This window comes from Ruegeria sp. R14_0, assembly GCF_017743975.1.
GTDB lineage: Bacteria > Pseudomonadota > Alphaproteobacteria > Rhodobacterales > Rhodobacteraceae > Ruegeria.
The window spans coordinates 86,222-101,505 of the sequence record NZ_JAGHRC010000005.1; the positions used below are offsets into that span (position 1 = coordinate 86,222).

Sequence of the window (15,284 nt, forward strand, 5' to 3'; positions counted from 1 at the left end):
AGGTCTGGCGGGATAAAGCCTGACACACTATCTTGTGTGGCAAGCACCACAGCAACGACCGAGTCGCCCATGAACGCGCCTACTGACATTTCGATGAAAACAGACGAAGTTCTTCGGGTCGAGCTTGAGGTGTTCCGCCGCCAACACCGCGACCTGGACGAGGCGATTGAGGCGCTGCAGGCCACCGGTACCTCGGATCAACTGACGATCAAGCGTTTGAAAAAACAGAAATTGCGGCTCAAGGACATCATTCGTCTGATCGAAGACCGTCTGACCCCGGACATCATCGCCTGACGCATTGCCTCGAAGTCGGATTTGGCTATAGTGCGCGCTCTCTCAGCAGGCAGGGGCGTTAAGCGGATGAGCGATGTGAAAGTGGGGATCATCATGGGCAGCCAGTCGGACTGGCCCACGATGAAAGAAGCTGCGGATATTCTGGATGAACTCGGCGTTGCATATGAAAAACGCATCGTGTCCGCCCACCGTACCCCGGATCGCCTTTGGGACTATGGCAAAACCGCTGTTGAGCGTGGCCTGGATGTGATTATCGCGGGCGCAGGTGGGGCTGCGCATCTGCCGGGAATGATGGCGTCCAAAACGCGCGTGCCAGTGATTGGCGTACCGGTTCAGACACGGGCCTTGTCCGGTGTCGACTCGCTCTACTCCATCGTGCAGATGCCCAAGGGCTTCCCTGTGGCGACTATGGCCATCGGTGCCGCCGGCGGTGCCAACGCGGGCCTGATGGCCGCTGGCATTCTGGCGCTGCAGGATGCGGCACTGGCCGAGCGATTGGACGCTTGGCGCGCGGCTTTGTCGGCCTCGATCCCCGAGGAGCCTGTCGATGAGTGAAGCACTGCAAACCGGCGCTATGATTGGAATTCTGGGTGGCGGCCAACTGGGCCGGATGCTGTCGGTTGCTGCGGCACGTCTTGGGTTCGTCACGCATATCTATGAACCAGGCGCGAACCCGCCTGCCGGACAAGTCGCCGACCGTGTAACCACCGCCGCTTATGACAATGCCGACGCGCTGAAGGCTTTTGCCGAATCCGTCGATGTCATCACCTATGAATTCGAAAACATCCCAACCGAAGCGCTGGACCTGCTTGAGGCGCATCGCCCGATCCGTCCGGGTCGCGAGGCACTGCGGGTCAGTCAGGATCGTTTGACCGAAAAGTCCTTTCTGCAGGGTCTTGGCCTGAAAACCGCACCGTTTGCGGACATTACCGATCTGGACAGTCTGAAGGCCGCAATCAATCAGATCGGCACGCCCGCCATTCTGAAAACCCGTCGCTTCGGCTATGACGGCAAGGGGCAGGCCCGCCTGCACGGCCCCGACGATGCCGAGGCTGCCCTGTCCGATATGGCGGGTGCGCCCGCGATCCTGGAAGGGTTTGTCAACTTCAGCCACGAGGTTTCGGTCATCGCGGCCCGCGGGGTGGACGGTCAGGTGGCTTGTTTCGACCCCGGCGAAAACGTGCATCGAGACGGCATCCTGCACACTACCACCATCCCTGCCCGTCTCGCCCCGGCGCAACGCACCGATGCGGTACTGTTGGCTGCAAACATCCTTAACGCGCTGGACTATGTCGGCGTCATGGGGGTCGAATTGTTCGTGACGCCGCAAGGTTTGATCGTGAACGAGATCGCGCCACGGGTGCATAACTCGGGCCATTGGACACAGAACGGCTGTGCTGTGGATCAGTTCGAACAACACATCCGCGCCGTGACCGGGTGGCCGCTGGGTGACGGGCAGCGCCATTCGGATGTCGTGATGGAGAACCTGATCGGTGATGACATGAACCGAGTGCCTGACCTCGCGCGGGAACGCGATGTGGCGCTACACCTCTATGGCAAGGCCGAGGTCAAAGCGGGCCGCAAAATGGGTCATTTCAACCGCGTCTCGCGCTAAGTCAGCCGACGAACCGCGCCGCAATATCGCCAGACATAAAGCTGACCCGTCCGCCTGCAAGCGTGGCGGCGACGCGCTTTGTCGCGGCGTCGAGAATGACGATGTCGGCGCGTTTCCCTACCGACAAGTCGCCCCGATCCGTCAATCCAAGCACACGCGCCGGGCCCGATGAAACCAATGCCCAAGCTCCGGCCAGATCCAAAAGACCCGACTTGGCCAGCATCAGCGCGGCGCGGCGTGGACTTGGATAGTGGTAGTCCGAGGCCAAAGCATCGCACAACCCCATCGCGATCAGGTCCAATGCACTGACATTGCCCTTATGCGACCCGCCCCGCACCACATTTGGTGAGCCAAGAATGACATGATCCCCGGAACTTCGGGCGGCGTCTGCCGCCTCAAGCGTTTCGGGGAACTCCGCGATCCGGGCTCCGCGCGCGCGCCAATCCGCGCGCGTTTCAGCAGTCGCATCGTCATGGCTGCCCATACGCACACCCAGATCGGCCAAGGTTGCGCAGAGCGCGTCCAAAGCGGCCGGTACTTCATCCCGCCGGGCATGCATTGATAGCAGCATTTCAAAGTGCTTGTCCGGGTTCCGCCCGGCCTTAAGCGCTTGGCCCGTCAAACGCGGCGGCTTGCGCCCTTCGGCCAGCCGATCGTGCGGCAAGTGGTCATTGAACACGACATAAGGCACCTGCCACTCGGCAATCCGTCCGGGCAGATCGCCATAGTCATCCAGCATATGGGTTTCGAACCGCAGTTGCGGCATCAGATCCGTCACAACCCGATCTTTGACCGAAGCAATCGTGTCGAACACCTGCCCGGCGAATTCCGGGCCGCGCACACCGCCTTCCCAGCTAAGAAACTGGGCCAGAACGGCTGTCGTGATACCGTTGGCCGCCAGTTCAGCCTCGACCGAGAGGATGCCCTCGTCCATTTGTTTCATCGCCCCGCGTCGCGGTGCGATATGACGCTCGAACCCGTCGCCGTGCAGGTCGATGATCCCCGGCAGGACCACATAACCCGACAGATCGATAGCCCGCCCGTTGGGGTCCGCCTGAACGACGCCGTTCCCCACGGACAGATCCGCGCGCGTTAGGCCACGCTCCGGCATCAGAACCTCTGCGCCGGTCAGGGTCATGGTCAGTGACGTCATTCGGAACGCTCCGAAGTGGGTTCCGAGCAATCCTGCCCAATGCAAATCTCATCAATGACGTCCATCACGCCGTCCAACCAGGTGATCTGTGGATCGAATTGCCCGAATTCAATGAAATGTAGTGCCTGCGCCATAACCCGCGGGTTGTTCATCATGAACGTGTGGGTCACCGGCAAGACGATATGGTCGGCCATCCCCTCGACCTTGGTCGTCTCGACCGAGACCTTGCCGTCATCCGGTCCATCAATCAGCGAGGAAAAAAGCGGGTTCAATGAGTTCTCACCCGCAATCACGCCCAATTCGAACTCCACAGGCGGCAGCTTCCGGGGGATACCTTCAGGTCCTGTTCCCAGCGCCAACCCAGCAGGGCCGTGCAGCATGCCGAACACCTCATACGCGCCCAATTCGTCCACCAGTTGGCTACCTTGGTTTGGCGGGCCAAGCATCACCACACGGCCAAGATTCTCCGGATGATTGTCCTGCAGCCAATAGCGCAACAGGATCCCACCCATGGAATGCGCGACCACGTTGACCGTGTCGTCCCCACATTCCGAGAACGCGTCCGGCAAGGTCTGGTTTGCCAGCTTTGGTATGGGCAAATCCGTCGAAGGATAACCTGGGCGCACAACCGTGTATCCGTGCGCCTTGAACAACTGCTCCATGACAGTAAAGGACGCCTCGGTTCGCGCCAGGCCATGCAACAGAACCACGCATTTCGCATGTGCGACGGCCGGGACCAAAAACAGAAAGAGGGCGATCAGGTAACGCATAGCCGCCAGATAAGGCCAAAGACCCATCGAATAAACCCCTAGCGCGGGGTCATGCGCAAAACCGCCAACGCAATTCCGCCCAGAACCAGAGTTGCCCCCAGCATCAAACGCAGACTGGCCGCTTCGCCAAGCAGCACAACACCGCCGGCAATTGCGATGATCGGAACGCTCAGTTGAACAACGGCTGCGGTTGTGGGCGCAAGGTGCCGAAGAACTCTGTACCACAGCGCATATCCCATCCCGGACGTGACGCCGCCGGACAGCGCGGCCAACAGGTAACCATTCGCAGTCATATGCCACGCCTCACCAGTCGCCAGTAACGCCAAAGCAGTTACAGGCAGAGCAACGACAAAGTTGGCCGCTGTTCCCGCCAATGCATCGGGCTCTGACTTTCCCACCAGCGAATAGATCGCCCAGCCGATACCGGCCGCTGCCATCAACGCAGCCCCCGTCAGATTGACCTGAAAGGACCCCGAGGGCCACAACACATATGTCAGCCCCAACAGCGCGATCGCAGCGCCTGCGAACTGTCGGCGACTCGGCGCGTTCCCAGACACTGAGGTGGCCGTGAACATCGTGATCTGGACGACGCCAAACAGGATCAGAGCCCCTAATCCTGCGTCCAGCGTCAGATAAGCGACCGAGAAGCCGATCATGTACAATGACAAGGATCCGGCGCCTGCGATCCTGCGTCGGTCAAACAGAGGTAACCGGCCAGAGCTCACGGAAACCAGCCCGGCGAGAACGACCGCGCCGGCCAGAACCCGAACAACGGCAAAAGCCGCAGGGTCGCTGGCCCCGCTGTCGATGGCCAGACGATTCAGGATCGAGTTCGCCGCGAAGGAGCACATTGTCAGAGCTGTGAGCAGAAACAATTTCATATCAACCGCATAGCGATTTCGGTGCGCTTTGCCCACTCACTTTCCTGCGCCGAGGCACCTGATCTTCATCTTTTGCAAAATACTCCCGCCGGAGGCGTAGTCGCGCAGGGAATATCAAAAAACGGGGCCGCCCAAAGGCGACCCCGTCAACTTGATTTTGGCTTTCCCTTTTCGGCAGCTTGGCCTAAAGGCCAAGCGCCTGTCGGGGCCGTCAGAATTCGCCGGGGCGAATTCGACGTGCTTACATCATGCCGCCCATGCCGCCCATGTCGGGCATGCCGCCGGCAGGTGCCGCGCCTTCTTTGGCGGGACGGTCTGCAACCATTGCTTCGGTGGTAACCAGCAGGCCGGCAACCGATGCCGCGTCTTCCAGAGCGGTACGGACAACTTTGGCCGGGTCAATCACGCCGAACGAGAACATGTCGCCATATTCTTCGGTCTGTGCGTTGAAGCCGAATGCTGCGTCGGACGATTCACGGACTTTGCCCGCAACAACCGCACCGTCAACGCCTGCGTTTTCGGCGATCTGGCGCAGCGGCGCTTCGATTGCTTTGCGAACGATGTTGATACCGGCGCTCTGGTCAGCGTTTGCGCCTTCCAGGTTTTCAAGTGCTTTACCGGCCTGAACCAGGGCAACACCACCGCCAACAACAACACCTTCCTGAACGGCAGCACGTGTTGCGTTCAGAGCATCGTCCACACGGTCCTTACGCTCTTTCACTTCAACTTCGGTCATGCCGCCGACGCGGATAACAGCAACACCACCTGCCAGTTTGGCAACGCGCTCTTGCAGCTTCTCACGGTCGTAGTCCGACGAGGTTTCTTCGATCTGAGTGCGGATCTGAGCAACACGTGCTTCGATCTCGGCTTTCTCGCCAGCACCGTCGACGATGGTGGTTTCGTCTTTGGTGATTTCGATCTTCTTGGCGGTGCCCAGCATGTCCATGGTGACGGACTCGAGCTTCATGCCCAGATCTTCGGAGATCACCTGACCACCGGTCAGGATTGCGATGTCCTGCAGCATGGCTTTGCGGCGATCGCCGAAGCCCGGTGCTTTGACAGCAGCAATTTTCAGGCCGCCGCGCAGTTTGTTGACAACCAGAGTTGCCAGCGCTTCGCCTTCAACATCCTCAGCAATGATCAGCAGCGGCTTTTGCGACTGGATCACTTGTTCCAGCAACGGAACCATCGGCTGCAGCGAAGACAGTTTCTTTTCGTGCAGCAGGATCATGCAGTCGTCGAGTTCTGCGATCATCTTGTCTGCGTTGGTGACGAAGTAAGGCGACAGGTAGCCACGGTCGAACTGCATACCTTCGACAACATCGGTCTCGGTTTCCAGACCTTTGTTTTCTTCGACGGTGATGACGCCTTCGTTGCCAACCTTCTGCATCGCGTCTGCGATCTGGCTGCCGATTTCGGCTTCGCCGTTGGCCGAGATGGTGCCAACCTGAGCAACTTCTGCCGAGTCTTTGACTTCGCGCGAAGCTTCTTTGATGCCTTCAACAACCTTTGCAGTCGCCAGATCGATGCCGCGCTTCAGGTCCATCGGGTTCAGGCCCGCTGCAACCTGCTTCAGACCTTCGCGAACGATTGCCTGCGCCAGAACGGTTGCGGTGGTGGTGCCGTCGCCGGCTTCGTCATTGGTGCGGCTGGCGACTTCTTTCACCATCTGCGCGCCCATGTTTTCGAACTTGTCTTCCAGTTCGATTTCCTTGGCAACCGAAACACCGTCTTTGGTGATGCGCGGCGCGCCGAAGGATTTGTCCAGAACCACGTTGCGGCCTTTGGGGCCCAGGGTCACTTTAACAGCATCGGCCAGTACGTTCACACCGGACAGCATGCGGTTGCGGGCATCGGTGTCGAACTTGACGTCCTTAGCAGCCATGTCGTTTCTCCTTGAGAAAATGTATTGTGATGAAGATCAGAGAAAGCGGGATCGCTTACTCGATGATCCCCATGATGTCGCTTTCTTTCATCATCAGCAGTTCTTCGCCGCCGACGTTGACCTCGGTGCCCGACCATTTGCCGAACAGGATCTTGTCGCCAGCTTTAACAGCCATTGCGATCAGTTCGCCGCTGTCCTTACGTGCGCCTTCGCCGGTTGCGACGACTTCGCCTTCGCTGGGCTTTTCTTTTGCGCTGTCGGGAATGATCAGACCACCAGCGGTTTTCTCTTCGCTTTCGGTACGGCGAACCAGCACGCGGTCATGAAGCGGTTTCAATGCCATCTTTGCAGCTCCTTGGGCTCAAAGTTTATTTATCCTCCCCTCGCTGGTCAGCGAGGTGTTAGCACTCATACCTTGAGAGTGATAACGACGCATAGCTAGGAGGTCGCAAACCCCGAGTCAACAAGTTGTCGCGGATTTTTTGCCAAATTGGCTCAGTCCGGCTGATCCCAGCTATAGGCCCAATGCTTCAGGCCCTCCTGCCCTGCTTCGGTCAGGCCATAGACGCCATTTTCGACCTTTTCGAACCAGCCGTAATGATTTTCCCGCATCAGCCGCGTGGCTGCGGGTACGCCGGTCGCCTTGGCGACTTCGGCGCCTTTGGTGGCTCCGTTCTCAGCCAGGTGAGCCGCGCATCGCAGGGCATCCTGACGGTAGGCCGTCACGATCCCATGCCGCGTCGCGCCGCCCGCGTTGGGGTCGCCTTCGAGCCGGTCAAATTCGCGCAAAAGACGCGCAGCTTTTGCCTTGTTCTTGCGCGGAGCGTAGGGTCCCGGGTCACATTGCACCTCGACCGCGCCGTCGGCGCGCACGGTAATCAGCCCAAGCCCCAGCCTGCGGCACAGCGCGAGATTGTCCTTGAGCGCGCGTCGGGCGGATTTTCCCGTAGGCTTGCACACGCCGATGTAAACCTGATCGGCAACCTTCAGCCGTGTGATGGCCTGATGGAACAAAGCCAGTGAAAACCTCAGCTTCAACTCGACAATCACAGGGTCATCCCCCTCGCGCACCGCGACAATATCGGCCGCGCCAACCTCGCCTTTGACGGTATAGCCCTGACGCTCTAACAGCGCTTTGATCGGCGGGTAAAGATCCTGCTCACGCTCCATTGCGCCATGCTATGCAAAATTGCCGCGAACGCCAGACATCACCTGCACCCGTCTTGATCACGCTGCCACGCCAAGGCAATGTCGCAGCGATGTCTAAGTTACCGGGACAAACCTGATGCGCCTGTTTGCCTTGCTGATTTTCCTGTTTCTGCCCGCGACCCTGCACGCCGCTTGCAAGGGGCAAGACCTGCGGCCGAGCCTCAGCGCCGAGGTGCAGGCCGAACTGCAAAAGACGGTTGCCGACATTCCTTTTCCCGAAGGCAACCACTGGATCGCAACCAAGGGCGACACGGTGCTGCACCTGATCGGAACGCTGCATGCCAATGATCCGCGAATGGATGCCGTGGTTGAACGGCTGAGGCCAACGTTGGAACAAGCGGACGCGTTTTACTTCGAAGTCACCCAGGACGAGATGGACGCGTTCGAAAAGGATCTTGCCCAAGACATGAGCCCGATCATGATCACCGCGGGCCCCAGCCTGATCGACCTGATGTCCGAGGAAGACTGGTCCGCCCTGTCAGATGGGCTGTCTGAACGTGGCATTCCCGCCTGGATGGCCGCCCAGATGCGACCCTGGTTTCTCAGCATGATGCTGGGCATCCCGGCATGCATGATGAATAACCCGGATGCGAGCCATGGCATGGATGCCCGATTAAACGATCTGGCGGCCGATTTGAACATCCCACAATACTCGCTGGAACGAATTACCGATCTGATGGCCCTGTTCGACAGTCACCCGATAGAAAAGCAGGTCCAGTCTCTCGTGCGGATGGCCGGTGCTTTGGGCGGCAGTGAAGATCAACTGGCGACAATGGCGAATGCCTACCTGGAAGAAAAGCATGTCGAGATCATCCAACTGGCCCGCATTCAGGGGCTGGAAGAGTCGGGGCTAACGCCCGAGGAATTCGAAGCGGAATGGGACAGTTTCGAGCAGCAATTGCTGGTCGAGCGCAACGCGAATTGGATGCAGCATATTCTGGGCATCCAAGACCAGACGGCCGTGATCGCCGTCGGCGCCGGGCATCTGGGCGGCAACCAAGGCTTGCTGAATCTTCTGCAAAAGGCCGGTTATTCCTTGTCACGCGCCCCGTTCTGATCCCTGCCAATTCAGACCAACCGTCGCAGCGTACATACTGCCGGGTGACAAGCTCGGCACGCCGCCCTATAAGGCGCGCGAAATGATCATCCTCAGGACGCTGACATGACAACGCTCGTATTTGGCCACAAATCTCCCGACACCGATTCCACAGGCTCGCCGATCCTGTGGTCGTGGTACCTAAACGAAATCAAAGGCGAACAGGCCGAGCCCGTTCTGCTGGGCGAACCCAACACCGAAGCGGCCTTCCTGCTGCAACGCTGGGACCTGCCCAAGCCACGTATCATCGAGGATGTGGCCGAGGATGCACCGGTTGTCATCGTGGACACCAACAACCCGGCAGAACTGCCCGCCAGCATCAACAGCGCCGACATCCGCGCCATCATCGACCACCACAAGCTGGTCGGCGGTCTGGAAACCAAAGGCCCGATCGACATCACCGTGCGTCCGCTGGCCTGCACCGCGACCATCATGATGGACCTGATCGGTGACGACGCCGCCAAGATGCCCGAAGCCATAAAAGGCGCGGCGCTGACCTGCATCCTGTCCGATACGCTGGAATTCCGCTCGCCCACCACCACTGCGCATGACCGCGCCGTGGCCGAAAAATTGGCAGCGGATCTGGGGCTGGATATCTCGGCCTATGCCTCTGACATGTTTGCGGCGAAATCGGATGTGTCGTCCTTCTCGGATGCCGAACTGATCCGCATGGACAGCAAAGAATACGAAGTCGACGGCACCAAGTTCCGAGTCTCGGTTTTGGAAACGACTGCACCGGGCGTTGTGCTGGATAGGAAAGCCAGCCTTGCGGACTCGATGGTCGGCGTTGCCAAGGAAGACGGCGTAGATCAGGTCCTGTTGTTTGTCGTCGACATCCTGAACGAAGAAGCCACCCTGCTGGTGCCAAACGATCTGGTCAAGGGTGTGGCCGAGAAGAGCTTTGGTGCAAGTGTTGAAGGCGACGCCGTTGTCCTGCCCGGCATCATGAGCCGGAAAAAGCAGATCATCCCGAACCTCAAGGTCTGATCCGCTCAGATCACGCGATCAAAAGGCGCTCCACCCGGGCGCCTTTTTCAGTGTTTTGCGCAATTTGCATCTGTTGCTAGTCTGATCATGTAAGCAATGAGGATCAGACGACATTTATGAGTTCCCGCAAGTTCAGCACCACACGCGGCATCCTAAGATTTGAAGGCTCTGACAAAGCCGCCTACTGGCGTCGGTTTGCGATGCTGCTGACTTTGTCCGTTGTGATCGCCACGATGGGTATGCTGCGAAACTCTGGTGCGGTGGTCATTGCCGCGATGCTGGTTGCCCCTTTGATGACCCCGATCCTGGGCGTCGCCGCGTCGATGGTCATGGGATGGCTGGGTCGCGCATTTAAGCTGGCCCTGATCGTCTGTGGCGCTGCTCTGGTAAGCGTCTTTCTCGCCTGGTTTCTGGTCTATGTTGCAGACGTCCCACGCGGCATCCTGATCCCTGATCAGGTTCTGGCCCGTACCGATCCCGGAACCGAAGACCTGATTGTCGCCTTGGCCGCCGGAGTGGCCGCAGCCTATGTGCAGATCAACCGATCTGAGGCCAGCCTGTTGCCCGGCGCTGCCATCGGCGTATCGCTGGTACCGCCCCTGTCCGCTTCGGGTGTGTTGTTGTATTTCGGTGAACCGGCCGAGGCCTACGAAGCCGGCCTGCTATTTGCCACCAACCTCGGCGCGATCATCTTGTCGGCTTGCGCGGTTTACATCGTGTACGCGGCGCGGGCGGTGGCATTCAGCAAGGGCCGTCGCAAACTGAACTTCACCGCAAGTGTGGTGGTGACACTGGCGTTTCTGGCTTTCGTTGTCCTGCAACTTGGGAAATCCACCTACAACCGATACCTGGAAACCCGAACCGAGGCGCAATTGGCGCAAACGATCCAGGACTGGGCGGATCCAGTGTCCGTCGAGGTGATCCGGGTGGACGTGAACGCCAAACGCAAACACGCCGATATCTGGCTGATCGTGGACCTTCCGATCGAAGCGGCATTCAAGGTCTCCTCGGTTGCCGGCCTGCTTCCAGAAACCCTGCGGGAGACACCATTGGTCGATGTGCTGAGGGATGAGCTAGGCCCTGGCTATAAGGTTATTGTTCGGTTCCAGAATAGGATCGGCGCCCAAGTCATTCTGGGCACCGAGAACGTGCAGCAAGCGCCGGACGTCGAGGAAATCAACGAATAGCACCCAAGCGCAGCTTTTGTTGGCCCGCGAAACAGATTGCGGGATGGTCAACGGGCAAAAGCTTTGCCATAGCTGTGGCAACTCTGACTTCAGATCCCGAGGCCCCCATGACCCAGATCATCCATGCGCTTTCCGAGATTTCAGGCCGCTACAAGGCGCTGTTCGTCGACCTGTGGGGTTGCGTTCACAACGGCATCACCGCCTACCCCGAGGCTGTCGCCGCGTTGAAAGCCTACCGCGCGCAGGGCGGGATCGTCGTGTTGGTCACAAACTCTCCGAAACCGCGGGCGGGAGTTGCCGTGCAGCTCGGCCAATTCAACGTCCCCGCGGACGCTTACGACACCATCGCCACCAGCGGAGACTCGGCACGATCCGCGATGTTCCGCGGAGCCGTCGGCCACAAGGTTTATTTCATGGGAGAGTGGGAACGCGATGCCGGGTTCTTTGAACCTCTGAAATTGCTGCACCACCCGATCCACATCGAACGCGTTCCGCTGGACGAGGCCGAAGGCATTGTATGCTGCGGGCCATTCGATCCGATGGCGGACCCTGCAGTTAACCGCCCCGATTTCCTGTATGCCAAGCAAAAGGGGCTCAAGCTGCTCTGCGCCAACCCCGACATTGTCGTGGACCGGGGCGAGGTGCGCGAGTGGTGTGCCGGCGCGCTGGCCAAGCTGTATACCGAGATGGGCGGCGAGAGCCTGTATTTCGGAAAACCGCATCCGCCGATCTATGATCTGGCCCGCCGCAGACTGCAGGAACTGGGCCACGATATCCCTGATGGCGACATTCTGGTGATCGGCGATGGCCCTCATACCGACATTTTGGGCGGTATGGGAGAAGGCATTGATTCTCTGTTTATCTCTGGCGGTTTGGCTGCGGCGGAAACAAAAACCGAGCACCATCCGCACGAGGAATCTCTAAGTGACTATATCGCAAGGGAAAACATAAACCCGACATACACAATCGGTCGTTTGAGATAATCAAAAAAGACTTGATTTTCTGCAGTTGCGAAGTAATAAAGTTGCCAAACGAGGGCAGCTTGCGTTTTTTTGTTGCCCGCTGAATTCAAGTGAGGGCGACATGTTGGATAATCTTCCACGCGGCACGATCTGTATTGAAGACATCGAAATGGGCATGACCCGCCACCTGCGCAAAGTGGTGACTGACGAAGACATCGAGATGTTCGCGCAGGTCTCAACGGACCGGAATCCGGTTCATCTGGACGACGATTACGCCCGCGACACGATTTTCGAAGGGCGCATCGCCCATGGGATGCTGACCGCAGGTCTGATCTCGGCCGTTATTGGCGAGCAACTGCCTGGCCACGGAACAGTTTACATGGGGCAGTCGCTGAAGTTTCTGGCCCCTGTGCGCCCCGGCGACATGGTCTATGCCGAGGTCAAAGTGATCGACATCGACTTTGCCAAGCGCCGGGTCAAGCTGGACTGCCATTGCTCTGTCGACAACAAGAAAGTGCTGGTGGGCGAGGCGATGGTATTGGCCCCGTCGCGCAAGTTCGACTGAGGCCTTGCTTTAGAAGCACCAAGGGCGCCGATCTCGGCGCCTTTTTTGTTGCACGAACATCCGAGTGTGCAGCCGAAGCCAACTCGCATCGCAGTCAAAACCAGCGGCGAAAGAACCGACAGGTTGTCGTCCAAAGGTCAACGCAAGGCAGGGTAACACGCCTGCAGCAATCAGGTGCTTGAACCCGGCCTTCAGTCCCGCTAGGCAAGCTGCATGCAGATCATCCGGGATTTCCAGTTTGTCGAGCCAGAAGACCGCGGTGCCAGTGTGGCCATCGGGAACTTTGATGGCATTCACGTCGGGCACCAGTCGGTCATCGAACTGGCGCGTTCCGTCGCTCCGGATGCACCGCTGGGCGTTTTGACGTTCGAGCCGCATCCGCGGGAATACTTTGCCCCGGCTGCCCCACCCTTTCGCCTGATGCGAGACACCGCGCGCGCACACCGGCTGGAAAAGCTGGGCGTCGAAAAGCTGTATGAGTTGCCTTTCAACGCTTCCCTTGCAGGGCTGAGCCCGGAGGAATTCGCGCGCAACGTCATTTGTGACGGCCTCGGCCTGTCGCATGTGGTGGTCGGTGCCGATTTCTGTTTCGGTAAAGGGCGCAGCGGTACGGCCGAGGATATGGTCCGGTTTGGTAAAGTGATGGGTTTTGGCGTTACCATCGCCCCCTTGATGGAACGGTCCGATGACGTCGTCTCGTCAACTGCGATCCGCAAGGCTCTGACCGATGGCCGCCCACGCGACGCGGCGGCCATGCTGGGACATTGGCACCGGATCGAAGGCGAGGTGATTGGCGGGGAACAGCGCGGTCGCGAACTGGGCTTCCCCACTGCGAATATGTCCATCGAAGGACTGCACCCGCCCAGATTTGGCGTCTATGCGGTGCTGGTCGATGTGCTGGATGGCCCCCATCAGGGCAGCTATCACGGCGCAGCCTCAGTTGGGGTCCGACCGATGTTCAACGGTGAAATCCCGAATATCGAAACCTTCCTGCTCGACTTCTCAGGCGATCTTTACGGCTCAACCCTGTCCGTAGGGTTGGTCGACTACCTGCGCCCCGAGATGACATTCGATGGGCTGGACGGCCTGATCGCGCAGATGGATGCCGATTGCGACAAGGCCCGCGCGCTGCTGGCCGCGCTATGACAGCCGATCCGATTGATCGCAAAGGTCTTGCCCCCCGGTTCTGGGAACGCAAGCCGCTGACCAAAATGAACCAGCACGAATGGGAGGCACTGTGCGACGGCTGCGGTAAGTGCTGTCTGAACAAGCTTGAGGATGAAGACACCGGCGAGGTCGCCCTGACCTGCGTTGCCTGCCGTCTGCTGGACGATGAATCCTGCCGCTGCACGCAATACGACATCCGCCACCAATTCGTGCCGGAATGCATTGTGATGAAGCCCGACAACATCCACGACCACGCCTATTGGTTGCCGCAGACCTGTGCCTATCGGCTGCTGTGGGAGGGCAAACCCCTTTACGACTGGCATCCTTTGATATCAGGTACGCCCGACAGCGTACACGCCGCCGGTATGTCGGTTCAGGGACGCACAGTGTCCGAGTTCGAAACCCCCATGGAAGAGTGGGAAGACTATATCATTGAGGAGCCCAGCTGATGTACTTTGCCTCTGATAACTCCGGGCCGGTTCACCCTCAGGTCATGGCCGCATTGAACGAAGCCAATCAGGGCTATCAGATGGCCTATGGTGCGGACACTCTGATGAATGAAGTACGCGATCGCATCCGCGGGGTTTTTGAGGCTCCAGGCGCGGCGGTCTATCTGGTGGCCACCGGGACGGCGGCGAATTCGCTAGCTCTGGCGACGCTCTCGAACCCGTGGGACACCGTGTTCTGTTCCCCGGTCGCACATATCCATGAGGATGAGTGCAACGCGCCCGAATTCTATAGCGGCGCAAAGCTGACGCTGGTGCCCGGCGACGACAAGATGACCCCCGAGGCACTGCGCCGTTCGATTCTGGCCGAAGAAACCCGCGGTGTGCACGGCCCGCAGCGCGGGCCGGTCTCAATCACGCAAGTGACCGAGCGCGGGTCGGTTTACTCTCTGGCCGAGTTGCAGGCGCTGTGTGGCGTCGCAAAGGAATACGAATTGCCCGTGCATCTGGACGGCGCGCGGTTCACCAACGCCCTGGTTGCTCTGAATTGCTCCCCGGCCGAGATGACGTGGAAAGCAGGCGTGGACGCAGTCAGCTTTGGTGGTACCAAGAACGGCTTGATGGGGGTTGAGGCGGTCGTTTTCTTTGACGAAGCCAAGGCCTGGGAATTCGAGTTGCGGCGCAAACGCGGTGCGCATCTGTTTTCCAAGCACCGCTACCTGTCCGCACAGATGGCGGCCTATCTGCAAGACGACCTATGGTTGCAAATCGCCCGACAAGCCAATGACAACGGCGCTTATCTGGCTGATGGATTGCGCGCCAAAGGCGCGACCTTTCTGCACGAACCGCAGGCCAACATGATCTTTGCACAGTTTTCCCGTGCGCGGCATAAACAACTGCACAAGGCCGGAGCGGTCTATCACCTGTGGGGCGCAGAGCTGGACGGTGCCGATGACAGCGAAGCTCTGGCATGTCGACTGGTCTGCGACTGGTCGATTGGTCGAGATGATATTGACCGTTTTTTGGATCTGCTTTGAACCAGACATTCGGCGCGCGCCTGCCCGGCT

At 59.2% G+C, this 15,284-nt stretch carries 17 protein-coding genes; 11 read left to right on the forward strand and 6 right to left on the reverse strand.

Annotation, left to right across the window (positions count from 1 at the left end; translation table 11 throughout):
* The first annotated feature begins 69 nt into the window (after positions 1 to 69).
* From J7416_RS15140 to J7416_RS15150, 3 genes are all read left to right on the forward strand, one after another.
* On the forward strand, positions 70 to 294 hold the full coding sequence (locus J7416_RS15140) for a DUF465 domain-containing protein (protein ID WP_058275529.1): 225 nt from the start codon (positions 70 to 72) through the stop codon (positions 292 to 294).
* Between the two features lie 66 nt (positions 295 to 360).
* Positions 361 to 849 carry a 5-(carboxyamino)imidazole ribonucleotide mutase gene (purE, locus tag J7416_RS15145; protein WP_170423089.1) on the forward strand — a complete coding sequence of 163 codons (489 nt, stop codon included), beginning with the start codon at positions 361 to 363 and terminating at the stop codon, positions 847 to 849.
* The gene (locus J7416_RS15150; RefSeq protein WP_209225961.1) at positions 842 to 1,909 is read left to right on the forward strand and encodes a 5-(carboxyamino)imidazole ribonucleotide synthase; all 1,068 of its coding nucleotides are present in this window, start codon (positions 842 to 844) and stop codon (positions 1,907 to 1,909) included. Before purE ends, J7416_RS15150 begins: the two co-directional genes overlap by 8 nt.
* A gap of 1 nt (position 1,910) precedes the next feature.
* Here J7416_RS15150 and J7416_RS15155 read toward each other — a convergent pair whose 3' ends face one another.
* The 6 genes from J7416_RS15155 to J7416_RS15180 form a co-directional block, all read right to left on the reverse strand.
* A complete protein-coding gene (locus tag J7416_RS15155; protein ID WP_209225963.1) occupies positions 1,911 to 3,062 on the reverse strand; it encodes an alpha-D-ribose 1-methylphosphonate 5-triphosphate diphosphatase in 1,152 nt (383 codons plus the stop codon).
* Positions 3,059 to 3,832 carry an alpha/beta fold hydrolase gene (locus J7416_RS15160; protein ID WP_209226254.1) on the reverse strand — a complete coding sequence of 258 codons (774 nt, stop codon included), beginning with the start codon at positions 3,830 to 3,832 and terminating at the stop codon, positions 3,059 to 3,061. Before J7416_RS15160 ends, J7416_RS15155 begins: the two co-directional genes overlap by 4 nt.
* A gap of 38 nt (positions 3,833 to 3,870) precedes the next feature.
* Positions 3,871 to 4,713, reverse strand: a complete 843-nt coding sequence (locus J7416_RS15165; RefSeq protein ID WP_209225964.1) for a DMT family transporter — start codon at positions 4,711 to 4,713, stop codon at positions 3,871 to 3,873.
* Between the two features lie 241 nt (positions 4,714 to 4,954).
* On the reverse strand, positions 4,955 to 6,598 hold the full coding sequence (gene groL / locus J7416_RS15170) for a chaperonin GroEL (protein WP_209225966.1): 1,644 nt from the start codon (positions 6,596 to 6,598) through the stop codon (positions 4,955 to 4,957).
* A gap of 55 nt (positions 6,599 to 6,653) precedes the next feature.
* Entirely contained in the window at positions 6,654 to 6,941 is a 288-nt protein-coding gene (locus tag J7416_RS15175; protein ID WP_155144864.1) for a co-chaperone GroES, read from the reverse strand.
* A 152-nt stretch (positions 6,942 to 7,093) separates the two neighbouring features.
* On the reverse strand, positions 7,094 to 7,768 hold the full coding sequence (locus tag J7416_RS15180; protein ID WP_209225968.1) for a DUF2161 family putative PD-(D/E)XK-type phosphodiesterase: 675 nt from the start codon (positions 7,766 to 7,768) through the stop codon (positions 7,094 to 7,096).
* A 115-nt stretch (positions 7,769 to 7,883) separates the two neighbouring features.
* Between J7416_RS15180 and J7416_RS15185 the strand changes: the two genes are divergently transcribed.
* The 8 genes from J7416_RS15185 (at position 7,884) to J7416_RS15220 (ending at position 15,254) form a co-directional block, all read left to right on the forward strand.
* Positions 7,884 to 8,864, forward strand: coding sequence for a TraB/GumN family protein (locus J7416_RS15185; RefSeq protein ID WP_209225969.1), 981 nt, complete (start codon positions 7,884 to 7,886; stop codon positions 8,862 to 8,864).
* 105 nt (positions 8,865 to 8,969) lie between these two features.
* The gene (locus tag J7416_RS15190; RefSeq protein ID WP_209225971.1) at positions 8,970 to 9,890 is read left to right on the forward strand and encodes a manganese-dependent inorganic pyrophosphatase; all 921 of its coding nucleotides are present in this window, start codon (positions 8,970 to 8,972) and stop codon (positions 9,888 to 9,890) included.
* A gap of 116 nt (positions 9,891 to 10,006) precedes the next feature.
* Complete coding sequence (locus J7416_RS15195; protein ID WP_209225973.1) at positions 10,007 to 11,077, forward strand: DUF389 domain-containing protein; 1,071 nt, start codon at positions 10,007 to 10,009, stop codon at positions 11,075 to 11,077.
* 107 nt (positions 11,078 to 11,184) lie between these two features.
* Complete coding sequence (locus J7416_RS15200; protein ID WP_209225975.1) at positions 11,185 to 12,060, forward strand: HAD family hydrolase; 876 nt, start codon at positions 11,185 to 11,187, stop codon at positions 12,058 to 12,060.
* A gap of 100 nt (positions 12,061 to 12,160) precedes the next feature.
* Complete coding sequence (locus J7416_RS15205) at positions 12,161 to 12,604, forward strand: MaoC family dehydratase (protein WP_170423116.1); 444 nt, start codon at positions 12,161 to 12,163, stop codon at positions 12,602 to 12,604.
* 213 nt (positions 12,605 to 12,817) lie between these two features.
* Positions 12,818 to 13,750: a bifunctional riboflavin kinase/FAD synthetase gene (locus tag J7416_RS15210; protein ID WP_209225977.1), complete on the forward strand. Its 933-nt coding sequence runs from the start codon at positions 12,818 to 12,820 to the stop codon at positions 13,748 to 13,750.
* Positions 13,747 to 14,220 (forward strand): YcgN family cysteine cluster protein, encoded by a 474-nt coding sequence (locus tag J7416_RS15215; protein ID WP_209225978.1) that lies wholly within the window; start codon positions 13,747 to 13,749, stop codon positions 14,218 to 14,220. The genes J7416_RS15210 and J7416_RS15215 overlap by 4 nt, the downstream gene beginning before the upstream one ends.
* On the forward strand, positions 14,220 to 15,254 hold the full coding sequence (locus J7416_RS15220; RefSeq protein WP_209225980.1) for a beta-eliminating lyase-related protein: 1,035 nt from the start codon (positions 14,220 to 14,222) through the stop codon (positions 15,252 to 15,254). The genes J7416_RS15215 and J7416_RS15220 overlap by 1 nt, the downstream gene beginning before the upstream one ends.
* The last annotated feature ends 30 nt before the right edge of the window (positions 15,255 to 15,284 follow it).